Source organism: Aeromicrobium sp. Root472D3, assembly GCF_001426485.1.
Classification (GTDB): Bacteria; Actinomycetota; Actinomycetes; order Propionibacteriales; family Nocardioidaceae; genus Aeromicrobium.
In genome coordinates this window covers 2,160,766-2,185,798 of record NZ_LMET01000001.1, presented here as the reverse complement: position 1 = coordinate 2,185,798, position 25,033 = coordinate 2,160,766, and the positions used below count along the sequence as shown (strand labels likewise).

Here is a 25,033-nt window from a genome sequence, read left to right as displayed (position 1 = left end):
GGTGGATCCATGAAGCGTGCCCTCCTCGCCGCGACGGCCGTCGTCGGCATCGCTCTCGTCGCCGCGGCCGGCGTCGTCCTGGTCGAGGGAGACCGCACGGCGCTCGCCCCCTCGATCGTCGTCGCGTCCCCCGTGGCCGCACCGGTCGACGACACACCCCTGCGCGTGCTCGACCCCCAGCTGGTCGTCAACTCGGACGGATCCGGGGCGGTGGGCGCCCGGGTGCGCAACCCACGGGACGTCGAGGTGTCGCTCATGGGCGTGACGGTGTCGGTGGACGGTCGCAGGGTGCCCGTCAACGGGACACAGATGTGGCTGCCCGTGCCGGCCGACGACGACGCCTGGGTGGGGGCGGCCTCGGACGCCGGCGGTTTCGTCCTGCCCGAGGCGCCCGCAGCCGCGACGCCGGCGACCCTCGAGTTCTGGTTCGACGACGGCAGCTGCGTGGCCGAGGACGTCCAGGCCGTGGCGCGCGGCGACGAGCACCGGCTCGTCTACCCGAAGCGCAACCGGACGATCGGCCCCGAGACGACGAGCGAGTCGCCCGAGGGCGCCGCGACATGCGTGGCCTGAGGCGCGACCCTGCGGTCACCTAGGCTTCGCCCATGGAAGAGCTGAGCCCGCTGTCGCCTCACCCGGCGGAGGTCGCCATCGCGCTGATCGCGGTGCTCGCCCCCCCTGGCGGTGTTCGTGGCGAGCTACCGGCGCAGCCGCTGCCTCTTCGACCGGACGCAGCAGGAGTCCGTCGCCATCGCGGCCGTCAGCGCGATCTTCTGGCCGTTCTGGGTCTTCGGGTCGCTCATCACCTGGCGGGCGATCTCGGCGCGCTGGGCGGAGCACCGCCGGGCTCGGCGCTCACCGGTCGCCGTCCCCTGACCGAGCGCGTCGGGACATAAGAATCGGGGTTTGTCCGCACCCACGCGGACAAACCCCGATTCGTGCGTCCGCCGCGGCTCGGCCCGACCCCGGACATGAGAAAGTCCCGGTCTCCCGGGACTTCTCTGAGGTGGGCGATACTGGGTTCGAACCAGTGACCTCTTCGGTGTGAACGAAGCGCGCTACCACTGCGCCAATCGCCCGCGTGGTGCGTCGAAGACTCTAACCTACCGGGGCAGGCCGTCTCCAGCGAGGTCGGCGCACCGTCAGACGTCCGAGCCGAACGGGCCGCACCGCACGGCGCCGACGGACGCCAGGAGCCACGTCAGCGAGTCGACCGGCGCGCCGTCGATCACGTCGACGACCACGTCGAGCGCATGCTCGTGCACGACCTCGGCGTCGAGCCACCGCCAGGTGCGTTCGGTCGGCGAGACCGACCGCCTCCACGCGGTCTCGGTCCAGCGGGTCGTCCACCCTGCCCGTTCCAGCTCAGCGTGGTCGAGGCGGCGCCGCTCGCGGAAGTACGCCTTCCAGCCCTCCCGGTCCCGCTCCGGGGCGAACAGCTCGACGAACCACTCGGGCAGGACGCCGTCGACGTCGTCCAGAGCGGCCAGCAGGCGGTCGATGCGGGTGAACGCCTCGACGGCCGACCCGCTGACGTGCACGCGGGCCCGTCGCTCCGTCAGACCCGGCCCGAGGCGCGGGTCGTCCGCCAGCCACCCGAGACGTCGTCGAGGCTCGACCACGTCGGCGGCCACGTGCCGCCGCAACCACGTCAGCGGCCCCGGCGAACCGCTGCGGACGGTCGCACCCGTGACGGTGTCGACCAGGTCCCACTCGCGGGGCGAGCGCGGCCACCACGCCACCAGCGGCCCGAGCTCGAAGTCGGCCTCGACCGCTCCTCAGTCGAGCACGCCCGCGAGCTGGGCGACGGGAGCGTCGCCACGGTGCGCCGCGCCCGCGACGTCGACGCTCGCCACGTTGCCCCGAGCGGCCTCGGCGTCGAGCACCGCCTGCAGGACGCCGAAGTCGTCGACGGTCACGGATCGATGCCCTTGGCCGCCTCGCGGGCCCAGATCTGCTGCGCCAGCCGCGTGATCGGTCCGGGCGCCTCGAGCTCGCGGTCGTCCACGCGTGAGATCGCCTGGACGTCGCGGGTCGTGCCGACCAGCAGCACCTCGTCGGCGGTCTGCAGCACGTCGATGGGGGCGTCCTGCTCGACGACGTCGATCTCGCCGGCGCACCACTCGAGCACGAGCGCACGCGTGATGCCCGCGAGCGGGCCGGCGGCGAGCGTCGGCGTGATGAGCCGGTCGCCGACGACGTACATGATGTTGGACCCCGTGCCCTCGCACAGCTCGCCGCGGGTGTTCGGCATGACGGCCTCCGACGCGCCCTGCGCCAGCGCGTGCTCGATCATCAGCGCGTTCTCGGCGTACGACGTCGTCTTGAGCCCGCTGAGCGCCCCGCGCTCGTTGCGGGGCCAAGGCACCGTGACGATGCTCGCGACCGGCGGAGGCTGCGTCGAGGGCTCCGAGACGACCACGTGGGTCAGCTCGCCGTCGCCGCGCGGCGAACCCAGCGGACCACGTCCGGACGTGACGGTCACGCGGATGCGGCCGAAGGCGATGTCCTGGCCGTCCATCGTCGCCGCGATGCCCTCGCGGACCGCCCCGACGTCGGGGGTGCCGATGCCGAGGCCGGCCGCGGAACGGACGAGCCGGTCGAGGTGACGGGTCAGTGCGAACGGCTGGTTGCGGAGGATCTGGACCGTCTCGAACACCCCGTCGCCCACGATCATGCCGTGATCGAGGACGCTGATCGACGGTTCGTCCGGGGATTGCAGGAGACGACCGTTGTGCCATGTGCGCATGCCGCCACGCTACGCCGACCCCGGTTTGGGGTGGACGAGGAGCATCCGCTAATGTTTCATCTCGGCCCGCCAAGCGGGCCGGTTGCGGACATAGCTCAGTGGTAGAGCATCACCTTGCCAAGGTGAGGGTCGCGAGTTCGAATCTCGTTGTCCGCTCGGAGAGGGTCTCCATACCCATCCAGCGGTGGGTTGGCCGAGAGGCGAGGCAACGGACTGCAAATCCGTTTACACGGGTTCAAATCCCGTACCCACCTCGACACAACTGAATGATCAGCACGATGAACACCCACGGGCGATTGGCGCAGCGGTAGCGCGCTTCCCTGACACGGAAGAGGTCACTGGTTCAAACCCAGTATCGCCCACACCACGGAGCCCCCGGAATCCCCACGGATTCCGGGGGCTTCTCGTCGTCCTGCCTCTCAACACCGAACGCACGCCGTCGACGTGTCGTCACTCAGGTGGTGAGCAACCGACCGTCACCGGCTGCCCTACGATCTGCCCATGCGACGCGCGCTCGGCATCACCCTCGGCATCGTCACCTTCCTGGGCCTGTTCATCGCGATCTCAGCGCTCACCGAAGAATGGGACGGCTCCCTACCGGAGATCGCGCGGCTCTTCCTGCTGGGCGCGTTGCTGGCACCTACGCTGGCGCTCGCCATTCGCTACGACGTCTGGGGCTACGGCACGCTCGTCCGACGCAGAGAACGACGCAGACAACGACGCAGAGAGCAGCGTCGAAGGGCTCGCCGCGAGAGCTGACGCCTACCCCGCCTGAGCAGCCGGCACAGAACGTCGGCTCGGCGTCACCGCAGGAGGCGCAGGCTGTGCGAGATCGGGTGCGTGGCCGACGTCACCATGGACCAGCCTCCTGCGTGCCGGTCGTCTCGGCGCGCCGTCGACGCCCACGGTCGTCCGATAGCTCGACCGAGAGCTCGCCGACGTCGAGCCCGACTCACGACTGCCTGAGGACTTCTGGTCGAGGGCCCCCATCCGAGACGCGCTCGGCGCGCCGGACCACCGACTCCGAAGACGGGGGCCGGCCGTGACATCGTTCTAGCACCGCGAGACGGACGATGCGATGCATGACCCTGGTCACACTGGACGTCGACGGGACCCCGATGTGTACATTCGGGCCGGTTCTGTCCACATTCGGGACCTACAGACCTCGCGCGGCAGGACTCTTTGCACGTAGCATCGGGGTGCCGCCCCTGCCTGCCTCCCCTGGAGGGCAGGGGCGGCATCTTGTTGCCGGACCTCGGTGTTCGGCGACCGTTCGCCCGGCGTTGGTGGAGCCGCACGCGAGACCTTCGTACCGTCGAGGACGAGCCGGTTGGTCACGCACAGCCGGTGCCCGTGCGGCCACGACCCCTCCTCCACGAGGTCCCAGCCGCGACCCAGCCCCTCCGCCGCCCACCACCCCGGCCGAGGGGCTTCGTCGTGCGGTCAGCTCGTGACGGCGTCGCGTCCCCAGCGGGAGTCGTCGACGCCCTCCTCGACCGCCGCGTTGATCGCGGCACCGATCAGCACCGAGATCGACAGCACGTACAGCCACAGCAGCACCGCGATCGGCGCCGCCAACGGCCCGTAGATCGACATGCCGCCCGTCGAGAAGCCGAGCGCCCAGCGGACGAAGTAGCTGCCGAGGATCCACAGCAGGAGCGTGAAGGCCGCGCCCGGCAGACCGGCACGCCACTTCTGCCGCACCGGGACCGCGAGGTGGTACAGCGTCGTCAGGAACCCGAGCGACAGCACCAGCACGGCCGGCCAGTAGAAGACGCGCAGGAACGACCACCGGTCCGACAGGATGTCGGCCGCGAGCTCGGGCCCGGTCAGCACGAGCGGCACCAGGACGATGCCGACGACCAGGGCCGCGATGTAGAGCGCGAACGACAGAGCCCGCGTCTTGACGATGCCGCGCTGGCCGCCCATCCCGTAGATGATCGAGATGGTGTCGAGGAAGACGTTGAGCGCCCGCGAGCCCGACCAGAGCGCCAGCACGAAGCCGATCGAGATGACGTCGATGCGTCCCGACCCCAGCACCTCGTCCAGGGTCGGGGCGATGACCTTGTCGACGGTGCTGTCGGTCAGCGCCTGCGAGGCGAGGTCGATGATGCGGTCCTTCAGGACGTCGACCTGCGCGACGTCGAAGCGCTCGGCGATGAACCCGATCGTGCCGGCGAGGCCGAACACGAGCGGCGGCAGCGACAGGATCGCGAAGAAGGCCGCCTCGGCGGCGAGCCCCGTGACCCGGTAGCGGAAGCAGCTGCCGACCGTCCTGGCGACGAGCCTGCTCAGCAGGTCGGGGAGCGCCGGTCGACCTACCGGTTGCGCCACCATGGCTCTACCGTAGCGACATGAATCCCGCTCCCCGCGCATCACACGACCCGGCGCGCACGGTGTCTCGGCGCGAGACCCGATGAGCCGGCACCTGCTCCTGGCGACCGTCGTGTCCGCGTTCACGACGTTCGTCGCGGCGATGGCCCTTCGCGCGGCCGATGCGACCCTCGCCGTCGTGGCCGTGGCCGCGGTCGCCGTCCTGTTCACCTGGTACGCCCAGCTGCACTCGACGGACGAGCAGTCGGCACTCGGACTGGCCAACCCCGCTGCGGCGGTCACGCTCGCCGTCGTCGGTCGCCACCCGTGGTCGACCCTCCTGCCGGTCGTCGCGGCCCACGTCGTGGGGGCCGTGCTGGCCGGCCTCGCCGCCCTGGGGCTGGAGGACCGCCTCGGCGACACGCTGGTCTTCGGCACCCCCGGCCTCGTGCTCGCGGGCACCGGGGCCGCGGTGGTCGGACTGATCGGCGCCTGGACGACCCTGGCCGTCGACGCCGACGGTCAGCCCCCCGTCGTGGCCGTCCCGGTGCTGGTCGGCGGCGCAGTGCTGCCGCTCGGGCTGCTGACGTCCTTCCAGCCGGCGGCGGTCGTGGGTCTCGCGACGGCCGGGATCCTGCCGTGGGACGTCGCCTTGGTGAGCGTCGCGGCGGTGCTGGTCGCGTCGGTGGTGGGGGCGTTCGCCGTGTCGGCGCTCGTCCCGGCGGAGTGACGCGGACCACAGCGAGGCCTCGTTTCTCCCGTGTCGCCGCTGCACGAGTCCATGATGTGGACACCCGTCCCACGGAGTGAGACCATCGCTTGTCGCGCGGCCGTCCGGTCCCCAGACTGAACACATGCTTTCGGCGCAGACCCTCTGGCTCGTGGGACGACTCCACGTCGACCTCGGCCGCGCCCGCAACATGATGTGTCGCTGATCAACGCGCGACCTCTGTCCTGACTCGAAGCTCCACCAGTCGAATCAATCCAGGCGCGCGGCGACCACCGTGACGAGCCTGTCCTGATCGCCGTGTGCCCTTGCCGCCGCAAAGGGAACCCCATGGCTTCAGCACCCGGTACCGACACCCCCGCCCGTCGTCCGCGCCCCAAGCGCGGCGAGGGCCAGTGGGCGTTGGGCTACCGCGAGCCACTGAACGCCAACGAGCAGTCCAAGAAGGACGACAACCCGCTCAACGTCCGGGCTCGCATCGAGAACATCTACGCGCACCGCGGCTTCGAGTCGATCGACGGCGGCGACCTGCGCGGCCGCTTCCGCTGGTGGGGCCTCTACACGCAGCGCAAGGAGGGCATCGACGGCGGCAAGACCGCGACCCTCGAGCCCGACGAGCTCGACGCCGACCGGTTCATGATGCGCGTGCGCATCGACGGCGGTCAGCTGAACCTCGCGCAGCTGCGCGCCGTCGCCGACGTGTCGACCGAGTTCGCCCGCGACACCGCCGACCTCACCGACCGCCAGAACGTGCAGTACCACTGGATCGACGTGCGCGACGTCCCGACGATCTGGGAGCGTCTCGAGTCCGTCGGCCTGTCGACGCAGGAGGCCTGCGGCGACTGCCCGCGCATCATCCTCGGCTCCCCCGTCGCCGGCGTCTCGCACGAGGAGATCATCGACGGCACCTCGGCCATCGCGGCGATCGAGAGCCAGTTCATCGGCGACCGCGCCTTCAGCAACCTGCCGCGCAAGTTCAAGTCCGCGATCAGCGGCCACCCCGGTCACGACGTCGTCCCGCAGATCAACGACATCGCGTTCATCGGCGCGGTCCACCCCGAGCACGGCCCCGGCTTCGACCTCTGGGTCGGCGGCGGCCTGTCGACCAACCCGATGCTGGCGCAGCGTCTCGGCACCTGGGTCTCGCTCGAGGACGTCCCGGAGGTCTGGAAGGGCGTCGTCAGCATCTTCCGCGACTACGGCTACCGCCGCCTGCGCACCCGGGCGCGCCTGAAGTTCCTGCTGGCCGACTGGGGCGTCGAGAAGTTCCGCGACGTCCTCGAGACCGAGTACCTCGGACGCCCGCTCGCCGACCTGGACGCCCCGGAGGCCCCCGAGACCCCGCTCGACCACGTCGGCGTGTTCCCGCAGACCGACGGACGCTTCTACGTCGGCGTGGCCGCGACCGTCGGCCGCATCTCGGGAACCCTGCTGAACCAGGTCGCCGACATCGTCGAGGCCCACGGCAGCGACCGCGTGCGCACCACGCCGATGCAGAAGCTCGTGGTGCTCGACGTGGCCGAGGACCGGGTCGAGTCGCTCGTCGCGGCCCTCGACGAGATCGGGCTGCACGCGCGGCCGTCGCAGTGGCGCCGCAACACGATGGCGTGCACCGGCATCGAGTACTGCAAGCTCGCGATCGTCAACACCAAGGACACCGCTCGCACCCTGATCGGCGAGCTCGAGCAGCGCGTCCCCGAGCTCGACACCCCGATCACGGTCAACGTCAACGGCTGCCCGAACTCGTGCGCCCGCATCCAGACCGCCGACATCGGCCTCAAGGGCATGCTCGTGCTCGACGAGAACGGCGACACCGTCGAGGGCTTCCAGGTGCACCTCGGCGGCGCCCTCGGGCTCGAGGCCGGCTTCGGCCGCAAGCTCCGCCAGCACAAGGTCACCGGCGAGCACCTGCCCGACTACGTCGAGAAGCTCTCCAAGACGTACCTGCAGGAGCGAGAGCCCGACGAGTCGTTCGCCCGGTGGGTCGCCCGCGCACCCGAGGAGGCCCTCCGATGAGCGCCACCCGGGCCGTCCCGTTCCACTGCCCGTACTGCGCCGACGAGGACCTGCGTCCCCACGGCGAGACGCACGGGGAGTGGGAGTGTCGCTCGTGCCTGCGGGCGTTCCGGCTCGGCTTCATCGGCCAGCTCTCCCCCACCGACCTGACCACCCTGTGACCACCACCCCCCTCACACCCACCACAGCACCACCCCCTGGAAGGAGGCACGCATCATGACCGCACCAGCACTCATCGCTCTTGCGCACGGCAGCACGGACCCTCGTTCGTCCGCCACCATCACAGCCCTCACGGAGATGGTCGCGTGCATGCGCCCCGACCTCCGCGTGGTGCCCGCATTCCTCGACCACGTCGGCCCCTCGTTCGACGAGGCCGTCGACCGGCTGGTCGCCGAGGGCCACCAGGAGATCGTCGTCGTCCCCCTGCTGCTGAGCGAGGCGTACCACGCCAACGTCGACGTCCCCCGCGCCGTCGCGGCCGCCGTGTCGCGCCACGACGGCATCAAGGTGCACGCGACGAACGTCCTCGGCATCGAGTCGGCGTTCTTCCACGTGCTCGACAAGCGACTGCGCGAGGCCCTCTCGAAGCACCGCGTGCGCGAGCTCGACGCCCTGGTGCTCGCGGGCGCCGGCTCGTCCGACCCGATCGCCAACGCGGCCATCTCGCGCGCGGCACGGGCCTGGGGTGCGCACCACAAGCTGCCGACCATCGCGGCCTTCGCCTCGAGCGTCCCTCCGGCTGCGGGCGAGGCCGTGCGGCAGCACCGTGCCGACGGTCGCCGTCACATCGCGGTCGGCCAGCTGTTCCTCGCGCCGGGCGTCCTGCCCGACCGGGTGTCGGAGCTGGCGTACGAAGCCGGAGCCGTGGCGGTCGCCGAGCCGCTGGGCGTCGACGTCGAGGTGGCCCGCGTCATCCTCGCCCGCTACGCGGTCGGCGCCGTCGGTCTCGTGCCGCTCGAGGCCATGTTCGCTTGAGACCCGCCCGTCCCACCGGGGACGTCGTCACCGACGCTGCACCTCGCGTCCAGCCGTGATGACGTCCCCGGTGGCGTCGTGCCCCCTACCGTGGACGTCGTGACCTCTCCCCCTCGCGGCCGCGGCTGGACGTCCTGGCTGGTCCTGACGTCCTGCGTCGGAGCGGTGTCGGCAGCGCTGAGCCTGGCGGGGTTCCCGTCGCCGCTGCTGTTCGGTGGGCTGGTGGGCGGGCTGGTCTTCGCCCTCGTCTCCACGCGGAGCGTCGCGGTGCCGGGCTGGTCGTTCACGATCGGTCAGGGCATCATCGGCGTCACGATCGGCGCGATCGTCGACTTCGACGCCCTCGCCGACCTGGGGTCCGACTGGCCGGTCGTGATCGTCATCTCGATCGTGACGCTCGCGCTCAGCGTCGTCGCCGCGCAGCTGCTGCGTCTCCACCGTGGCGTCAGCCCCGTCACCGCGTCGTTCGCCTTGGTCGCGGGTGGCGCGTCCGGCATGACCGCGATCTCCCGCGACCTCGGAGCCGACGACCGTGTCGTCACGGTCATCCAGTACCTCCGCGTCCTGATCGTGCTGCTGGCGATGCCGGCCGCGGTCTCGCTGGTCTTCCACGCCGACGACGGAGCGGCGACCGGTTCAGCCGCGCCGCACACGACCGTCGCCGCCATGGCCTACACGGTCCTCGCCGTGGGGCTCGGGATCGTCGCCGGACGGCTGCTGCGGCTGCCGTCGCCAGCGCTGCTCGGCGCCTTGGCCGTCGCGGTCGTCCTCTCGACCGTGCCGTCGTTCCGGGACGTCGAGGTGCCGGTGTGGGTGCAGGGCATCGGCTACCTGCTGATCGGCGTGCAGGTCGGTCTGCGGTTCACCGTCGCGAGCCTGCGGGCGATCGGCCGGATGCTCCCCACGGCGCTGGTCGTCATCGCGTTCATCATCGCCTCGTGCGCGGCGTTCGGGGTGCTCCTCGCCGATCTCACGGGGGTCTCGCAGCTCGACGCCTACCTCGCCACGACGCCCGGCGGGCTCTACGCCGTCCTCGCGACGTCGGCCGACACCGGCGGCAACGTGACGTTCGTGACGGCCGTGCAGCTCATCCGGCTGCTGCTCGTGCTGATCGCGGCTCCCCTGCTCGCCCGCTGGCTGACCTCACGCCACGGCTGAGCGCCGGCCTCGCACCGCGTCACATCGCGGCGAGGCGGGCCTTCTCGGCGTCGACGTCGAAGTCGCCCTCGGGCCACTGCAGGTCGAGCGCGCGCAGCTGCTCGAGCAGCAGCGTCGCGACGGCCCAGTTGCGGTACCACTTGCGGCCGCTCGGCACGACGTGCCAGGCCGCGTTGCCGGTCGAGCAGCGCTCGAGCGCGACACCGTACGCGACCTGGTAGTCGTCCCACAGCGCCCGCTCGTCGAGGTCGGCCGAGTTGTACTTCCAGTGCTTCGTCGGGTCGTCGAGCCGCGCGACGAGACGCTCCTTCTGGTCGTCGGCCGTGATGTGCAGGAAGCACTTCACGATGACGCCGCCGGACGCCTTGAACGACCGCTCGAAGTCGTTGATCGCGATGTACCGACGGTCGATCTCCTTCTCGTCGGCGAGGTGACGCACCCGGCCGATCAGCACGTCCTCGTAGTGCGACCGGTCGAAGATGCCGATCATGCCGGCCTCGGGCAGCGCGTTCTCGATGCGCCACAGGAAGTCGTGCTCGAGCTCCTCGGGCGTCGGCTTCTTGAACGACGTGATCGACAGGCCCTGGGGGTCGACGAGCCCGGCGACGTGGCGGACGATGCCACCCTTGCCCGACGTGTCCATGCCCTGCAGCACCACCAGCACCTTGGCGTCGCTCGTCCCCGCGCGTCCTCCCGCGAACAGCTTCTCCTGGAGGTCGTCGAGCTCCTCGCCGATCGCGGCCAGCGCCTCGGCGGCGTCCTTCTTCTTGCCGTCGAAGCCCGTCGTCGCCCGGGAGTCGAACGTCGACAGATCGACGTGTCCCGACACGGAGAGCTGCGACGACAGGGACGGCGGAGGCGACGACTTCGACATGTCCGAAGTATGCCCGACAGGCCCCCGTACGCTGCTGGACATGCACCTGGACGACGCCGAGATCGCGCGGCTCTACGCCTATCCCGCCACCGACCGACCGTGGGTGCGCACCAACTTCGTCGCGACGGTCGACGGGGCCGCCCACGGTGCCGACGGCGTCTCGGGGACGCTCGGCGGCGAGGCCGACAAGAGAGTGTTCGGGGTGCTGCGGTCGCTGGCCGACGTCGTCCTCGTCGGTGCGGGCACGGCGCGCGACGAGGGGTACGGACCGGCGGACGTGCCGATCGCGCTCGTCACCAGGAGCCTCGACGTCCCCGACGCGCTCCGCGTCCCCGGCACCGTCGTCGTCACGACCGTGGACGCCCCGCGCGACCGGCTCGACGCCCTGGGCGACGACGTCGACGTCGTCGCGCGCGGGAGCGGCGCGATCGACTGGACGGCCGTCCTCGACGAGTTCACGACCCGCGGCTGGCTGCACGTGCTGTGCGAGGGAGGACCGTCGCTGCACGGCGAGCTGGTCGGGCTCGACCTCGTCGACGAGGTCTGCCTGACCGTCGCCCCCGTCATGGCCGCGGGCCCGGCGCCCCGCATCGCGCACGCCGACGACGCGGCCGACCGGCCCATGACGCTGGGTCACGCCCTGGCGGTCGACGACGTCCTGCTGACGCGGTGGGTCCGCGACCGCGCGTAGGCTGACCACGACGAAGGGACCACCACATGTTCGACGTGTCACTGCTCATCGAGCGCCAGCTCAACGACCTCGACGCCGACCAGGTCGTCGCCCTGCACGAGGGGCTCGACGACACGGTCCGCTACCACCTGCTCCTGCCGGTCGAGAGCTCGTCGGCGGTGCTGATGTCGTCGATGGGCAGCCTCGGCGGCCAGGTCGTGCCGCTGTCGGAGCCGGGGGCGCTCGAGGACGTCCAGGACTCGCTCGACCGGGCCGGCCAGGCCGAGCTCGACGCCAGTGCCGCGCTGCTGACCCAGCGGGGCCAGCAGGTGACTGCGACGATCACCGAGGACGACCCCATCGAGGCGCTCGTCGCGCTCGTCGAGAGCACGGGTTCGTCCGAGGTCATCATCCTGACCGAGCCGCACGTCGTGAAGGAGTTCCTGCACATCGACTGGGAGTCCCGCGCCCAGCGCAAGCTCGACGTCCCCAGCATCCGCCTGCTCGAGCACGTGCCGTTCGACGCCCAGCGCTGAGCGCGGCGGGCGCTGGCCCGCCGACGTAGGCTTGAGTCATGAGCAAGCCGAGTGAGAAGACCTACGCCGTCGACAAGACGGATGCCGAGTGGAAGGCCGAGCTGAGCCCGGCCGAGTACCAGGTGCTGCGCAAGTCGGGCACCGAGCGCCCCTTCAGCTCGTCGTACGAGACCGATCCGACGGTCGGCGTGTACGCGTGTCGCGCGTGCGACGTCGAGCTGTTCCGCAGCGAGACCAAGTTCGACGCCCACTGCGGCTGGCCGGCGTTCTACGCGCCGCTGGCCGAGGACCGCGTCGAGTACATCGAGGACCGGTCGATGTTCGGCGGCGTGCGCACCGAGGTGCGCTGCGCGACGTGCGGCTCGCACCTGGGTCACGTCTTCGAGGGCGAGGGCTTCGGCACCCCGACCGACCAGCGCTACTGCATCAACGGCGTCGCCCTGAAGCTCGAGGCCGACTGACGTCGCCGAACGTCCCCGGCGCGAGGTCCCGCTGAACTAGTCTGCGGGCGTGATCAGACGCGCTGCCCTGGTGCTGCTCGGCCTCGCACTGGGAGTGACGGGCACGCTCGGCGTGACGACGTGGCTCGACGGCCGTCGCGCGCACCTCGAGAGCGACGGCAACTCGATCGGGGTGCCGATCGCCACCCGGGAGCCCGGCGACAGCCACGCTCTCCAGGTGGGTGGCGTGTGCATCGTCGGAGCCGACCACGCGCGGATCACGTCCGTCCGCGCCGTCGACACCATCGGACGCGTCGAGGTCACGGACTTCACCCTGACCGCCATGCAGGCGATGGGCCACCAGGAGCCCGGATCGATCGAGGGCTACGTGGCCGACGTGGAGGCCTTCTCGACCGGACCGGGGACGACCCGTCTGTCGACGCGGTGCAGCGACGACTACGACCTGCGCGGCCTCGTCGTCCAGATCGCCGACCCGCCCGACGCCGAGCTGCCCGCCGTGGCCCGTGAGTTCGCGGTCGAGTACGAGATCGGCGGCCGGTCGCACCGGCTGACCGCGCAGACGACCGTCACCCTCTGCGCCGGTGACGAGCGCGACCGCGACCTGGAGGACGCGACCGGCGAGGACGGCAGGACCTTCGACCTCGGCGACTGCAGGGTGCGCTGACGCGGGACGGACCAGTGTCAGGGCCAGATGTCGACGAGCTCGGTGACGGTGTGCACCTGACCGGTGTAGAAGGGGATCTCCTCGCGCACGTGGCGACGGGCCTCGGTGGCCCGCAGCTCGCGCATGAGGTCGACGATGCGGTGCAGCTCCTTGGCCTCGAAGGCCAGGATCCACTCGTAGTCGCCCAGCGCGAACGACGCCACGGTGTTGGCGCGCACGTCCGGGTAGTCGCGCGCCGCCATGCCGTGCTCCTTGAGGATCGCGCGACGCTCGTCCTCGGGCAGCAGGTACCAGTCGTACGAGCGCACGAACGGGTAGACGCAGACGTACGGCTGCACCTCCTCGTCGGCCATGAACGCCGGGATGTGCGAGCGGTTGAACTCGGCCGGACGGTGCAGCGCCATCTGCGACCACACCGGCGCCATGCGCGCCCCCAGTGCGGTGCGGCGGAAGGCGTTGTACGCGATCTGCAGCGCGTCACTGGTCGGCGCGTGCCACCAGACCATCAGGTCGGCGTCGGCCCGCAGGCCGCTGACGTCGTACGTGCCGCGCACCACGACGTCGTCGGCCGCGAGCTTCTCGATCAGCGCCTCGACCTCGGCGGCCTCGGCCTGCCGGTCGGCGTCGCCGAGCACGCGGTCGAGCCTGAAGACCGACCACATCGTGTAGCGGATGGTGTCGTTGATCTCCTTGGCGAGCTTGCCTTTGTTCGGGATGGGCGAAGTCATGACTCGATCATCCCAGCGTCGAGCAACCGGCGGGCAGCCGCCCGGCCCGACGCGATGACGGCGGGGATACCGACGCCGCGGTAGGCCGCTCCACACACCTCGAGCCCGCGCACGCCCTCGACGGAGCGCTCGACGGTCTCGACGCGGTCGAGGTGACCCACGTCGTACTGCGGGAGCCCCCCGCCCCAGCGCTGCACGACCTGGTCGGCGGGGTCGGGCAGCGTGCCGAGCGCCTCGCGCAGGTCGACCAGGGCGCGGCGGCCGAGCTCGCCGTCGTCGTGCTGCAGCAGGGTCGTCTCGCCCGCGCGGCCGACCGACGTGCGGATCACGGTGCGGCCGGTGTCGCCGACCCACCCCCACTTGTTGGACGACACCGTGGCGGCCTTGATGAACGTGCCGTCGACGGGTGGCACCAGGAAGCCCGATCCGTCGGGCACGACCGCGTCGTCGAAGACGAAGGTGATGATCGCCATGCTCGCGTAGTCGATCGCGGCGAGGGCGAACGCGGCGTCGGGTGCCTCCTCGGCCAGCAGACGGGCCGCCGCCGGGGCGGGCGTCGCGACGACCACCGCGTCGACGTCGAGCGTCTCGACGTCGGTCGTCGGCCCGACCGACAGGCGCCAGCCGTCGCCGGCCCGCGTGATCGACCGCACGGTCGACGAGAGCCGCACCTCGACGTCGTGGGCCGCGACGACGGCCGCCGGCAGCTGACCGACACCACCGACCAGCCCGGCGAACACGGGCCCGGTGCTGTCGGACGCCGCGCGGTGCTCGGCGGCCGCCGAGACGAGGTCCTCCCCCAGCGCGGCGATCTGGGGGGTCGTCGCGCGCAGCGACAGCTGGTCGGTGTGGCCGGCGTAGACCCCGCCCAGCAGCGGCTCGACGAGCCGGTCGAGCACGTCGCGCCCGAGCCGCGCCGTGACGAAGTCGGCGACCGACACGTCCTCGTCGGGGACGGGCAGGATGCGCGGCTCGGGCATCAGCGCGATGCCCGACGCGGCGAGGGCATCGGCGTCGGCCGGGACGCCCATGACGGTCGGCGGCATCGAGCGGAGGGCTCCGTGCGTCCAGATCGACGCCGTGATGGTCGCGGGGTGCACGACCCGGTCGTCGAGGCCGACGGCGTGGATCAGGTCGAGCCCCTCGGGCCGCCGGGCGAGGACCGACTCGGCGCCGAGGTCGAGCGTGATGCCCCCGACCTCGCCGAGCCTCAGCTTGCCGCCGACCCGGTCGGAGCCCTCGAGCAGGACGACCTCGGCGCCGCCCGCGGCGAGCTCGTGGGCCGCGGCGAGCCCGGCCATGCCGCCTCCGACGACGGCGACCCTCACGGCGCGGTGGGCGTGTAGGAGTGGACGAAGTCGACCAGGCGCGTCAGCGAGTCGGGGTCGGTGGCCGGCAGCACCCCGTGTCCCAGGTTGAACACGTGCCCCTCGGCGGCGCGTCCGGCCTCGATGATCTCGGCGGCGCGGGCGTGGACGAACTCGGTCGGCGCGAACAGCGTCGTCGGGTCGAGGTTGCCCTGCACGGCCTTGCCGGGGCCGATGCGCCGGACCGCGTCGTCGAGCGGCACGCGCCAGTCGACGCCCACGACGTCGGCGCCGGCGTCGCCCATGGCGTGCAGCAGCTCACCGGTGCCGACGCCGAAGTGGATGCGCGGCACACCGAGGTCGGCGACCGACTCGAGCACCGCGGTCGAGTGGGGCTTGACGTACGTCTCGTAGTCGGCCAGCGACAGGTGCCCTGCCCACGAGTCGAACAGCTGGATCGCCGAGGCGCCGGCCTCGACCTGCAGGCGCAGGAACTGGGCCGCGATGGCCGCCATGCGGCCGAGCAGGGCGTGCCACAGCTCGGGGTCGGAGTACATCAGCTGCTTGGTGAGGCGGTGGTCGCGCGACGGACCACCCTCGACGAGGTACGACGCCAGCGTGAAGGGAGCGCCCGCGAAGCCGATCAGCGGTGTCGAGCCGAGCTCGCCGACCAGCGCCGTCACGGCGTCGGTGATGCTGCGGACGTCGTCCGGCTCGACGTCACGGAACTGGTCGAGCTGCGCCGCCGACCGGATCGGCTCGGCGACGACGGGGCCGGTGCCCGGGACGATGTCGAGGTCGACGCCGATCGCCTTGAGCGGCACGACGATGTCGGAGAAGAAGATCGCGGCGTCGACGCCGTGGCGGCGGACGGGCTGCATCGTGATCTCGACGACCATGTCGGTGCGGAAGCACGAGTCGAGCATCGCCGTGCCCTCGCGGATGGCCAGGTACTCGGGGAGCGACCGCCCCGCCTGCCGCATGAACCAGACCGGCGTGTGGGCCGGTCGTTCACCCCGGCAGGCCTGCAGGAACGCGCTGTCAGTCAGTGTCGATGTCACCGGGTCAGTCTCTCAGGTCGTGCGGAGTGTCGCTCCCGGGACCTGACGCCGCCGCGCCTACCATCACAGGGTGGCAGTCCGCAGTGAGATCGATCGCACGCCGGCCCGGTTCACCGAAGCGGTCGAGCAGGTGCGTCAGGCCGTCCTGCGACCCGAGGTGGTCGTCGACGAGATGCCCGCGCCCCAGCGCATCGCACCGCACGCCTTCGCGATGAGCGGCGACGTGCTGGTCGACGACGAGGAGCTCGCGACGGGGCGGTTCATCCTGCTGCACGACCCGGCCGGCAACGACGCGTGGGGCGGGACGTTCCGCTGCGTCACGTTCGTCCGCGCCGACATCGAGGCCGACATGGCCGCCGACCCGTCGCTGCCCGCCGTCGGCTGGAGCTGGCTGACCGAGGCGCTCGACGCGTACGGCAGCGAGTACTCGGCCGCGAGCGGCAGCGTCACGGTCGTCCGCTCCGAGGGCTTCGGCGAGATGGCCGAGGACGGCGGCGACGCGCAGATCGAGGTGCGGGCGTCGTGGACGCCGCACATGGAGGAACCCACGACCGGCACGGGCGGCCACGCGGGCGCCTGGTCGAACCTGCTGTGCGCCATCGCCGGGCTGCCTCCTCTGGCCCCGGGCGTGATCCCGCTGCAGCGCAGGCGCGGTGCGCGGTGACGGTTCCCGACCAGACGCCCGAGACCCCCGGCGGCGACGAGACGATCGAGCCGGTCGCGCCCGAGGCGCCGCGCCTGCAGTTGCGCGACCCCCTGCCGCCCGTCGTCGACACCCGGGCGGCGCTCGACGACACCTGCGCCCGCATCATGGCCGGCACGGGGCCGATCGCGCTCGACGCCGAGCGGGCGTCGGGCTACCGCTACTCGCAGCGCGCCTACCTCATCCAGGTGCGGCGCGAGGGCTCCGGCACGCACCTGATCGACCCGACGGCGTTCGACAGCCTCGTGCCGCTCGACACCGCCTTCGACGGCAACGAGTGGATCCTGCACGCCGCGACGCAGGACCTCATGTGTCTGGCGGAGGTCGGTCTCTACCCCGAGCACCTGTTCGACACCGAGCTCGCCGGACGCCTGCTGAACCTGCCGCGCGTCGGGCTGGCCGCCCTGGTCGAGCACTACCTGGGGCTCAGCCTGGCCAAGGAGTTCTCCGCGGCCGACTGGTCGACGCGTCCGCTGCCCGACCCGTGGCTGGTCTACGCTGCCCTCGACGTCGAGGTGCTGGTCGAGCTGCGCGACCTCATCGACGCCGACCTGCAGAAGGCCGGCAAGCGCGAGTGGGCCGCCGAGGAGTTCGAGTCGCTGCTGCTGTTCCAGGGGCCGCCCGAGCGCAAGGAGCCGTGGCGCCGCACGTCGGGGCTGCACAAGGCCCGCGGACGCCGGGCGCTCGGCATCGTCCGCGAGATCTGGCAGACCCGCGACGAGATCGCCGAGGACCGCGACACGACACCGGGACGCATCCTGCCCGACGCGTCGATCCTCGAGCTCGCGACGGCTCCCCCGAACGACCTCAACGCGCTCAAGAGCCTGCGCATCATGCGCAACCGCGGGCCACGGCGGTTCATGAGCGAGTGGTTCGACGCGATCGAGCGCGGGCTGGCGCTCGACGAGGCCCTGCTGCCGACGACCAACCAGCGGTCGGACGGCCCTCCGCCCCCGCGCGCCTGGGCCGACAAGAACCCGATCGCCGCCGAGCGTCTCGGCCGGTGCCGCGACGTCGTGCAGGCCGTCGCCGACCAGCACGACCTGCCGACCGAGAACCTCGTCAGCCCGCAGCTCGTCCGCAACCTGGCGTGGGAGCCCCCCGCCGACGTCTCGTCCGAGACGGTCGCCGCGACCCTGCGGCTGCAGGGCGCCCGCGAGTGGCAGATCGGCCTGCTGGCGGACCAGCTGGCCGAGGCACTGACGGCCTGAGGGCTTCTTGCCGAGATCACAGCCTCGGACCGATGTGGTGAGCGTTGCCTTGCCTTATTCTTCGTAGGTGCTCGCCAACTTCCTGATCGGACTGCGTGAGGGCCTCGAGGCCAGCCTCGTCGTCAGCATCCTGATCGCCTACCTCGTCAAGACCGACCGTCGTCACGATGTCCGGTACATCTGGGGTGGCATCGCCGCCGCCGTGCTGCTCGTCGTGGCCGTCTTCACGGCGATCAACATCGCGATCGGCTCCCTGCCGTTCCGCACCCAGGAGCTCGTCGGCGGGACGCTGTCGATCCTTGCCGCGGGCCTCGTGACCTGGATGATCTTCTGGATGCGGCGCACGGCACGCGGGCTCAAGCGGGAGCTCGAGAGCGAGCTCGCGACCGCCGTGACGCTCGGCCCGTTCGCCGTCGCGATCGTCGCGTTCCTGACCGTCGGCCGCGAGGGGCTCGAGACCGCCGCCATCATGTACGGCACGGTCGCCGACGCCTACACCCCGCGGCCGTTCATCGGCGCCGCCGGCGGACTGCTCGTGGCCGTCGTGCTCGGCTACCTCATCTACCGGGGCGCCGTGACGGTCAACCTCGGCAAGTTCTTCACCATCACCGGCTACCTGCTGATCGTCGTCGCGGCCGGCGTGCTGGCGTACGGCATCTACGACCTGCAGGAGGCCGGTTTCCTGCCCCGGCTCACCGGCAACGTCGGTGGCATCGGGCACCTCGGCAACGCGGTCTTCGACATCTCGTCGACGATCCCGCCCGACAGCTGGTACGGCACGCTGCTCAAGGGGACCGTGAACTTCCAGCCCAATCCGTCGTGGCTGCAGCTGATCGGATGGGCCTGCTACCTGTTCCCCGTGCTGTGGCTCTACTCCCGCAAGCCCCGCCCTGCCGTGCAGCGTCCCGTGGAGCCGTCCGACGATGCGGCACCCGCACACGTCCGCCACTGATTGGTCACCCCCACTACCGTGATCGCATGACGACGGCAGCCGGCACGTTCGACGACCGCTTCGCCCCCCTGGCCGACCTGCTGCACCAGCACGTGAGCGACGGCGTCGAGCGCGGCGCCAGCCTGTGCGTCGTCCAGGACGGCGAGGTGCTGGTCGACATCTGGGACGGCTGGTCCGACCTCGAGGGCACCGTGCCGTGGGAGCGCGACACGATCGTCCCCGTCTGGTCGATCTCGAAGGTCATGACCAACCTGGCCGCACTGGTCGCGGTCGACCGCGGGCTCATCGACCTCGACGAGCCGGTGGCGACCTACTGGCCGGAGTTCGCCGCGGCGGGCAAGCAGGACGTCACGGTCGGCCACCTGCTCGGGCACACGTCCGGCGTGTCGGGCTGGGCCCAGCCCGTCACGGTCGACGACCTCTACGACTGGGACGTCGCGACGTCCAAGCTCGCGGCCCAGCCGCCGTGGTGGACGCCGGGCACCGCATCGGGCTACCACCTGCTCGACCAGGGCCACCTCGTCGGCGAGGTCGTCCGACGGGTCACGGGGTCGTCGCTCGGCACGTGGTTCGCCGACGAGGTCGCCGCTCCGCTCGACGCCGACTTCCACATCGGTCTCGACGCCGTGCACGACCAGCGCGTCTCGCCGCTGACGCCGCCGCGTCCGCCCGAGATCGAGCGGTTCGACGATCCTGACGACGTCGCGCTGCGCACCCTCACGGGACCGTTCCTGCGCGCCTCGGAGTGCAACAGCGAGCGGTGGCGACGGGCCGAGATCCCCGCGGCGAACGGTCACGGCAACGCCCGCTCGATCGCGCGGGTGCAGTCGGTCGTGTCGCACGGCGGCGAGGTCGACGGCGTGCGCCTGCTCGCGGCCGAGACGGTCGAGCGCATCTTCGAGGTGCGGGCGTCCGGCATCGACCGGGTGCTCGGTCTGCCCCTGACGTTCGGCACCGGGTGGGCCCTGCCCGACGCCGACTCCATGCCGTCGGTGCGTCCCGGCCGCCGGTGCTTCTGGGGAGGGCTGGGCGGGTCGGTCGTGGTCAACGACGTCGAGCAGCGACTGACGATCGCCTACGCCATGAACCGCATGGTCATGGAGCACTCCCCCGGCACGCGCACCATCAGGCCGTGCGGCGACTCGCGCTTCGACGCGTACGCCGAGGTCATCGACGAGGCGCTCGCATGAGTGAGCGGAGCGAGCTCGTCATCAACGCCCTCGTGCGGGCGCCCTCACACCGTTGCCTCGTCACGAGGGTGACCGCATGAGCGAGTTCAAGAAGCCCTCCCTGCCGGGCAACGCGCTGTTCGAGGCGCAGGCCGGGGGCGACGACCCGGCCGAGCTGGCGGCCGCGGGTCACCGCATCGCCACACTGCTGGTGCGCGGGCCGCGCACCGACGACGACCAGGGCATGGTCGACCGCGTCCTGCACCTGGCCGACGAGGAGGGGCTCGGCGTCATCGCCGACCTGTGGGCCTCGGCGCCGGCCGACACCCTCCCGGGGTCGCTGTGGCGCCTGTACCTGCTGCGCACCTGGGTGCACCGGCAGCCCGACCAGGCCGCCCGCGAGTACGCCGCCGGCAAGGCGTACGCCCCGGTGCACGAGGTGCTCGCGGGCGTCGTCGACCCGCCCGGGCCGGCCGAGGTCATCGCACTGGTCGACACCGTCGTGCGCGGCATCGTCACGAGCGACCTCGACGTGACGCTCGACCGCGCGGCCTCGTTCGCCCACATCGTCGGGGTCGGGCGGGCGCAGCTCGACAGCGGCGACCCGCACAGCGCCGCCAAGCTCGTCGACACCGCCCTGCACCTGCGGCGCGCCGCCGAGCTGGAACGCCTGGGCGAGCTGACCTGATCTCGTCCGGCATCGCAGGGCGACCGCCGAACCCGCCTTGTGTGCGCAGATCGCTCGACTAGGCTGGTGGTCGCGTCGGGCTGCGGTAGCCCCGGGTCCCACAATTAGCCGCTACGAGCGGCCATGCGCCGTGAGGCGCTTCCCAGCCCGGCGCGACCCCCGATCACCGGCATCCGGTCCTTTGTGGGTCATTTGTCCAAGATCACGTCGAGAACCATCCGAATCCGGCAGACGTGACGCCCAGGATCATCTACCGTCGATCTCGGTGTCCTCGGACGTCGAGACCCGGCCGGCGAACGTTCCAGGGGCGATCGCGGGCCGGGTCGGCCGCCGTCAGCGCGGCGCGTAGGTCGTGTACGACTGCGTCGGCGCCCCGATCTCGGCCAGGTCGACGAGATCGGCGGCCGACGGGATCCACCGCGCGGCCTCGACGTTGGCGCGCACCTGGTCGGGCCGCGTCGCACCGGCGATGACGCTCGCGACGGCCGGCTGGGCCGCGAGCCCGCCGATCGCCAGCTCGAGCAGCGAGATGTCGCGCTCGTCGGCGAACTGCTGCAGAGCGTCGATGCGGTGCCAGTCGGCGCCGTCCAGCCGCGCCGACTGCAGGGCCAGACGGGTGCCCTCGGGTGCCGACTCCCCGCGACGGTACTTGCCGGTCAGCAGGCCGTAGGCGAGCGGGAAGTACGGCAGCACGCCGACGCCGAGCTCGAGGCAGGCCGGCACGAGCTCGACCTCGGCGGTCCGGTTGTAGAGGCTGTACTCGTTCTGGGCCGTCGCGAACGACGCCAGGTCGGCGCTCCGCGAGCGCCAAGCGGCGTCGACGAGCTGCCATGCCTGCAGGTTGGACGAGCCGATCGCGCGCACCTTCCCCTCCGACACGAGCTCGGTCATCGCTCCCAGGGTCTCCTCGATCGGCGTCGTCGGATCGGGCGTGTGCAGCTGGTACAGGTCGATGTGGTCGGTGCCGAGCCGGCGCAGGCTCGCCTCGACGGCGGTGCGGACGTAGGAGCGGGTGCCCCGACGTCCACCGTCGTCGCCGTTGACGCCCTGCATGTCCATGCCGAACTTGGTCGCCACGACGACCTCGTCGCGCCGACCCTCCAGGGCCGCGCCGAGCAGCTCCTCGCTGCGACCCGTGCCGTACGTGTCGGCGGTGTCGAAGAACGTCACGCCGTTCTCGAACGCGGCGTCGACGACGGCACGCGTCTGCTCGCCGTCGATGCGCGAGCCGAAGGCGTTGCAGCCGATGCCGACGACGCTGACCGGGATTCCAGTGGGACCGAGGGTGCGGGAGGAGGACATGCGCCCACGATAGGCACGACCTCCGAGGTCGCTCGTCTCGCGTAGACTCGCCGAATGCTCACGAGGTCCGCGACGCGTCGATCGGCCGTCGTGCTGATGATGGCGCTCGTCGCGATGCTCCTCGTCGCCACGGGCGGATCGGCCCGCGCGACGCAGCAGGCGCGCACGAGTGCCGGCACCGGGCACCTCACGGCCGCCCCGCAGCACGGGCGCCACGCCGCGTCGGTGCCCCCGGCCTCGCACGACCACGGGCACCTGCACCTCGACCTCGCCTCCACCGCCCCGGACGACGTCGCCTCGCCGGCCGCCGTGGTCGACGAGCCGGTCGCGACGCACGACGCGTCGCACGTCGCGGCGGCGACGGTCACGGTCGAAGGACGGGCGCCGCCGGCTCCCTGAGCCCGCGCCCTTCCTCCCCACCGTCCCGTCCGACCACGCCCCTGGGCGTCTCTCGAAAGTCCTCCCATGTCCTCCCGTGCCCCCATGTGGCGCGCGATAGCCGCGTTCGCGGTGATCGCCGTCGCCCTCCTCCTCGCCCTGACCAGCAAGGCCAATCTCGGCCTCGACCTCAAGGGCGGCACCCAGATCGTCCTCGAGACCAAGGACTCCGAGCGGGTCAAGGCCGACGCCGAGTCGACCGACCGCGCGCTCACCGTCATCCGCGGACGTGTCGACGCGCTCGGCGTGTCCGAGCCGACGCTCGCCCGATCCGGCTCCAACCGCATCATCGTCGAGCTCCCCGGCGTCCAGGACCCCCGCGAGGCCGCCGAGGTCATCGGCCAGACCGCGCAGCTGTCGTTCCACGAGGTGCGGTCGGTCCCGACCGACGACACCGCCCCGCCGGAGGGCGAGACCCTCAGCACCGACGAGGACGGCAACCCGATCGTCCTCGGGCCGCAGCTGCTCGACGGAAACGGCGTCAGCGACGCCTCGTCCGGCATCCCCGAGGGCGGCGTCGGCCAGTGGGTCGTCAACGTCGAGTTCAACGGCCAGGGCCGTGGTGGCTGGGCCGACCTCGTCAGCGCGGCGTGCGCCAACCCCGCCGCCGCCCAGCGCGTCGCGATCGTGCTCGACACGCAGGTGATCTCGTCGCCGTCCGTGCAGCCGAGCCTGTGCCAGTCCGGCGGCGGCGCCTCCACCCAGATCACGGGCAACTTCACGCAGGCCACGGCCGACGACCTCGCGATCCTGATCAAGGGCGGCGCCCTGCCGGTGCCCGTCGAGACGGTCGAGCAGAGGACCGTCGGTCCGACGCTCGGCAAGGTCGCGATCGACGCCTCGATCGAGGCCGCCATCATCGGCATCGCCCTCACCGGCCTGTTCATCGTGCTCGTCTACCGCCTCGTCGGCTTCCTCGCCACGATCGCGCTCGGCACCTACGCGCTCATCTCGTACGGCATGCTCGTCTGGCTGGGCGCGACCCTGACCCTCCCGGGACTGGCCGGCTTCGTGCTGGCGATCGGGCTGGCCATCGACGCCAACGTCCTGGTCTTCGAGAGAGCGCGCGAAGAGTACGCCGAGCGGACGTCCGGGGGGCTCGAACCGGCCCTCACCACGGGCTTCAACAAGGCGTGGTCGGCGATCATCGACTCCAACGTCACGACGTTGCTCGCCGCCGCCCTGCTGTTCTTCTTCGCGTCCGGGCCCGTCAAGGGCTTCGGCGTGACCCTGTCGATCGGTGTCGTCGCCTCGATGGTGTCGGCGCTCGTCATCGCCCGCGTGCTGTGCGAGTGGGCCGTCAAGCGCTCGGTCGTCAAGGGCCGTCCGGCCATCTCGGGCCTGGCCGGTACGGGACGGATCCGCCAGTGGCTGACCGACAGCGGCCCCGACCTCATGAAGCGCAGCGGCACGTGGATCGTCATCACGCTGGTCGTCGCGGTCGTGTCGGTCGGCGGCATCGCCGTCAAGGGGCTCAACCTGGGTGTCGAGTTCACCGGCGGTCGCCTGCTCGAGTACTCGACGTCGCAGGCGATCGACGCCGAGGACGCGCGCGTGGCCGTCAGCGACGCGGGCTTCAGCCAGGCCGTCGTCCAGTCGTCGTCGGGCGAGGACGGGCGCGAGAACGTCAGCGTCCGCCTCGACGACATCACGAACGAGGAGGCCGTCCAGATCGAGGAGGCCCTCGCGGCCGTCGCCGGCTCGGTCGAGAAGGAGCGCGACGAGCTGATCGGGCCCAGCCTCGGCAAGGAGCTGCGCGACAAGGCCCTGATCGCCTTCGCGATCGCGATCGCGGCGCAGATGCTCTACCTGGCGTGGCGGTTCCGGTGGACGTACGCGGCGGCGGCGGTGCTGTCGATGTCGTCGGTGGTGCTGACGGTCGTCGGCGTCTTCGCGTGGTGGGGCAAGCCGATCGACGGTGTGTTCCTGGCCGCGGTGCTGTCGATCATCGGCCTGGCGGTCAACGACACGATCGTCGTGTTCGACCGCATCCGCGAGTACACCGCGGCGAACCGCAAGAAGCCGTTGCGCGGTGTCGTCAACGAGGCGATCCTGCAGACGATCCCCCGCACGATCAACACGGGGCTCGGCGCGATGTTCATCCTGGCGGCCCTGGCCGTCCTCGGTGGGGACTCGCTGACCGACTTCGCGATCGCGCTGCTGATCGGCCTGTCGGTCGGCATCCTGTCGACGATCTTCACGGCGTCGGCGATCGCGATCCTGCTCGAGGAGCGCTGGCCGTACGACCCGACCGATGCGCCGAAGAAGGTCATCGACCCGTACGCCAACGTCGACGACGGGCGCACCACGACGGGCGCGATCCTCTAGCAC

At 71.5% G+C, this 25,033-nt stretch carries 28 protein-coding genes and 4 tRNA genes; 22 read left to right on the top strand and 10 right to left on the bottom strand.

Going from position 1 to position 25,033, the window contains the following annotated elements:
* The first annotated feature begins 9 nt into the window (after positions 1 to 9).
* Both ASD10_RS10730 and ASD10_RS10725 read left to right on the top strand, forming a co-directional pair.
* Positions 10 to 573: a hypothetical protein gene (locus tag ASD10_RS10730; protein WP_056608087.1), complete on the top strand. Its 564-nt coding sequence runs from the start codon at positions 10 to 12 to the stop codon at positions 571 to 573.
* A 117-nt stretch (positions 574 to 690) separates the two neighbouring features.
* On the top strand, positions 691 to 876 hold the full coding sequence (locus ASD10_RS10725) for a hypothetical protein (protein WP_157432549.1): 186 nt from the start codon (positions 691 to 693) through the stop codon (positions 874 to 876).
* A 131-nt stretch (positions 877 to 1,007) separates the two neighbouring features.
* Here ASD10_RS10725 and ASD10_RS10720 read toward each other — a convergent pair.
* The 4 genes from ASD10_RS10720 to ASD10_RS10710 form a co-directional block, all read right to left on the bottom strand.
* Positions 1,008 to 1,079, bottom strand: a tRNA-Val gene (locus ASD10_RS10720).
* A gap of 63 nt (positions 1,080 to 1,142) precedes the next feature.
* Positions 1,143 to 1,742, bottom strand: a complete 600-nt coding sequence (locus ASD10_RS10715; protein WP_056608083.1) for a hypothetical protein — start codon at positions 1,740 to 1,742, stop codon at positions 1,143 to 1,145.
* Positions 1,743 to 1,778: 36 nt separating this feature from the next.
* Positions 1,779 to 1,919: a hypothetical protein gene (locus ASD10_RS18815; RefSeq protein ID WP_157432548.1), complete on the bottom strand. Its 141-nt coding sequence runs from the start codon at positions 1,917 to 1,919 to the stop codon at positions 1,779 to 1,781.
* A complete protein-coding gene (locus ASD10_RS10710; RefSeq protein WP_056608081.1) occupies positions 1,916 to 2,749 on the bottom strand; it encodes an aminotransferase class IV in 834 nt (277 codons plus the stop codon). The genes ASD10_RS18815 and ASD10_RS10710 overlap by 4 nt, the downstream gene beginning before the upstream one ends.
* 84 nt (positions 2,750 to 2,833) lie before the next feature.
* On the opposite strand from ASD10_RS10710, the gene ASD10_RS10705 reads away from it, so the two are divergent.
* The 4 genes from ASD10_RS10705 (at position 2,834) to ASD10_RS10690 (ending at position 3,508) form a co-directional block, all read left to right on the top strand.
* Positions 2,834 to 2,905 (top strand) — tRNA-Gly (locus tag ASD10_RS10705).
* 27 nt (positions 2,906 to 2,932) lie between these two features.
* A tRNA-Cys gene (locus ASD10_RS10700) sits at positions 2,933 to 3,003 on the top strand.
* 36 nt (positions 3,004 to 3,039) lie between these two features.
* Positions 3,040 to 3,111 (top strand) — tRNA-Val (locus tag ASD10_RS10695).
* A gap of 139 nt (positions 3,112 to 3,250) precedes the next feature.
* Positions 3,251 to 3,508, top strand: a complete 258-nt coding sequence (locus ASD10_RS10690; RefSeq protein WP_056608079.1) for a hypothetical protein — start codon at positions 3,251 to 3,253, stop codon at positions 3,506 to 3,508.
* A gap of 684 nt (positions 3,509 to 4,192) precedes the next feature.
* Here ASD10_RS10690 and ASD10_RS10685 read toward each other — a convergent pair.
* The gene (locus ASD10_RS10685) at positions 4,193 to 5,086 is read right to left on the bottom strand and encodes a YihY/virulence factor BrkB family protein (RefSeq protein WP_056608076.1); all 894 of its coding nucleotides are present in this window, start codon (positions 5,084 to 5,086) and stop codon (positions 4,193 to 4,195) included.
* Positions 5,087 to 5,165: 79 nt separating this feature from the next.
* On the opposite strand from ASD10_RS10685, the gene ASD10_RS10680 reads away from it, so the two are divergent.
* The 5 genes from ASD10_RS10680 to ASD10_RS10665 all read left to right on the top strand — a co-directional run bounded on the left by ASD10_RS10680 (position 5,166) and on the right by ASD10_RS10665 (position 9,938).
* Entirely contained in the window at positions 5,166 to 5,792 is a 627-nt protein-coding gene (locus ASD10_RS10680; RefSeq protein WP_056608074.1) for a hypothetical protein, read from the top strand.
* Between the two features lie 327 nt (positions 5,793 to 6,119).
* Complete coding sequence (locus ASD10_RS10675) at positions 6,120 to 7,805, top strand: nitrite/sulfite reductase (RefSeq protein WP_056608072.1); 1,686 nt, start codon at positions 6,120 to 6,122, stop codon at positions 7,803 to 7,805.
* On the top strand, positions 7,802 to 7,966 hold the full coding sequence (locus ASD10_RS19185; protein WP_200938223.1) for a hypothetical protein: 165 nt from the start codon (positions 7,802 to 7,804) through the stop codon (positions 7,964 to 7,966). Before ASD10_RS10675 ends, ASD10_RS19185 begins: the two co-directional genes overlap by 4 nt.
* Positions 7,967 to 8,021: 55 nt before the next feature.
* On the top strand, positions 8,022 to 8,780 hold the full coding sequence (locus ASD10_RS10670; protein ID WP_056608070.1) for a sirohydrochlorin chelatase: 759 nt from the start codon (positions 8,022 to 8,024) through the stop codon (positions 8,778 to 8,780).
* A 99-nt stretch (positions 8,781 to 8,879) separates the two neighbouring features.
* A complete protein-coding gene (locus ASD10_RS10665) occupies positions 8,880 to 9,938 on the top strand; it encodes an AbrB family transcriptional regulator (protein WP_056610130.1) in 1,059 nt (352 codons plus the stop codon).
* Between the two features lie 19 nt (positions 9,939 to 9,957).
* On the opposite strand, the gene ASD10_RS10660 is transcribed toward ASD10_RS10665, so the two are convergent.
* Positions 9,958 to 10,812, bottom strand: a complete 855-nt coding sequence (locus ASD10_RS10660) for a PPK2 family polyphosphate kinase (RefSeq protein WP_056608068.1) — start codon at positions 10,810 to 10,812, stop codon at positions 9,958 to 9,960.
* Between the two features lie 40 nt (positions 10,813 to 10,852).
* Between ASD10_RS10660 and ASD10_RS10655 the strand changes: the two genes are divergently transcribed.
* The 4 genes from ASD10_RS10655 to ASD10_RS10640 are packed head-to-tail and all read left to right on the top strand — an operon-like array spanning position 10,853 to position 13,143.
* Positions 10,853 to 11,503 (top strand): dihydrofolate reductase family protein, encoded by a 651-nt coding sequence (locus tag ASD10_RS10655; protein ID WP_056608065.1) that lies wholly within the window; start codon positions 10,853 to 10,855, stop codon positions 11,501 to 11,503.
* Positions 11,504 to 11,529: 26 nt separating this feature from the next.
* Entirely contained in the window at positions 11,530 to 12,018 is a 489-nt protein-coding gene (locus ASD10_RS10650) for a hypothetical protein (protein WP_056608062.1), read from the top strand.
* Positions 12,019 to 12,056: 38 nt separating this feature from the next.
* Positions 12,057 to 12,479 carry a peptide-methionine (R)-S-oxide reductase MsrB gene (gene msrB / locus ASD10_RS10645; protein WP_056608060.1) on the top strand — a complete coding sequence of 141 codons (423 nt, stop codon included), beginning with the start codon at positions 12,057 to 12,059 and terminating at the stop codon, positions 12,477 to 12,479.
* Positions 12,480 to 12,528: 49 nt separating this feature from the next.
* Entirely contained in the window at positions 12,529 to 13,143 is a 615-nt protein-coding gene (locus tag ASD10_RS10640; protein ID WP_056608058.1) for a hypothetical protein, read from the top strand.
* 17 nt (positions 13,144 to 13,160) lie between these two features.
* Here the strand turns inward: ASD10_RS10640 and hemQ are convergent, their stop codons facing one another.
* The 3 genes from hemQ to hemE are packed head-to-tail and all read right to left on the bottom strand — an operon-like array spanning position 13,161 to position 16,239.
* A complete protein-coding gene (gene hemQ, locus ASD10_RS10635; protein WP_056608056.1) occupies positions 13,161 to 13,871 on the bottom strand; it encodes a hydrogen peroxide-dependent heme synthase in 711 nt (236 codons plus the stop codon).
* Complete coding sequence (gene hemG, locus ASD10_RS10630; RefSeq protein WP_056608054.1) at positions 13,868 to 15,199, bottom strand: protoporphyrinogen oxidase; 1,332 nt, start codon at positions 15,197 to 15,199, stop codon at positions 13,868 to 13,870. Before hemG ends, hemQ begins: the two co-directional genes overlap by 4 nt.
* Positions 15,196 to 16,239 (bottom strand): uroporphyrinogen decarboxylase, encoded by a 1,044-nt coding sequence (hemE, locus tag ASD10_RS10625; protein WP_056608051.1) that lies wholly within the window; start codon positions 16,237 to 16,239, stop codon positions 15,196 to 15,198. Before hemE ends, hemG begins: the two co-directional genes overlap by 4 nt.
* A 70-nt stretch (positions 16,240 to 16,309) precedes the next feature.
* Between hemE and ASD10_RS10620 the strand changes: the two genes are divergently transcribed.
* The 5 genes from ASD10_RS10620 (at position 16,310) to ASD10_RS10600 (ending at position 20,962) form a co-directional block, all read left to right on the top strand.
* Positions 16,310 to 16,903: a DUF3000 domain-containing protein gene (locus tag ASD10_RS10620; protein WP_056608050.1), complete on the top strand. Its 594-nt coding sequence runs from the start codon at positions 16,310 to 16,312 to the stop codon at positions 16,901 to 16,903.
* Positions 16,900 to 18,153 carry an HRDC domain-containing protein gene (locus ASD10_RS10615; RefSeq protein WP_200938221.1) on the top strand — a complete coding sequence of 418 codons (1,254 nt, stop codon included), beginning with the start codon at positions 16,900 to 16,902 and terminating at the stop codon, positions 18,151 to 18,153. Before ASD10_RS10620 ends, ASD10_RS10615 begins: the two co-directional genes overlap by 4 nt.
* Before the next feature lie 67 nt (positions 18,154 to 18,220).
* The gene (gene efeU / locus ASD10_RS10610; protein ID WP_056608048.1) at positions 18,221 to 19,105 is read left to right on the top strand and encodes an iron uptake transporter permease EfeU; all 885 of its coding nucleotides are present in this window, start codon (positions 18,221 to 18,223) and stop codon (positions 19,103 to 19,105) included.
* Positions 19,106 to 19,131: 26 nt separating this feature from the next.
* On the top strand, positions 19,132 to 20,295 hold the full coding sequence (locus ASD10_RS10605) for a serine hydrolase (RefSeq protein ID WP_056608045.1): 1,164 nt from the start codon (positions 19,132 to 19,134) through the stop codon (positions 20,293 to 20,295).
* A gap of 76 nt (positions 20,296 to 20,371) precedes the next feature.
* The gene (locus ASD10_RS10600; RefSeq protein WP_056608043.1) at positions 20,372 to 20,962 is read left to right on the top strand and encodes a hypothetical protein; all 591 of its coding nucleotides are present in this window, start codon (positions 20,372 to 20,374) and stop codon (positions 20,960 to 20,962) included.
* A gap of 333 nt (positions 20,963 to 21,295) precedes the next feature.
* On the opposite strand, the gene ASD10_RS10595 is transcribed toward ASD10_RS10600, so the two are convergent.
* A complete protein-coding gene (locus ASD10_RS10595; protein WP_056608041.1) occupies positions 21,296 to 22,264 on the bottom strand; it encodes an aldo/keto reductase in 969 nt (322 codons plus the stop codon).
* A gap of 54 nt (positions 22,265 to 22,318) precedes the next feature.
* Between ASD10_RS10595 and ASD10_RS10590 the strand changes: the two genes are divergently transcribed.
* Positions 22,319 to 22,663, top strand: coding sequence for a hypothetical protein (locus ASD10_RS10590; protein ID WP_056608040.1), 345 nt, complete (start codon positions 22,319 to 22,321; stop codon positions 22,661 to 22,663).
* Positions 22,664 to 22,729: 66 nt separating this feature from the next.
* On the top strand, positions 22,730 to 25,030 hold the full coding sequence (secD, locus tag ASD10_RS10585) for a protein translocase subunit SecD (RefSeq protein ID WP_056608037.1): 2,301 nt from the start codon (positions 22,730 to 22,732) through the stop codon (positions 25,028 to 25,030).
* Positions 25,031 to 25,033: the final 3 nt, after the last annotated feature.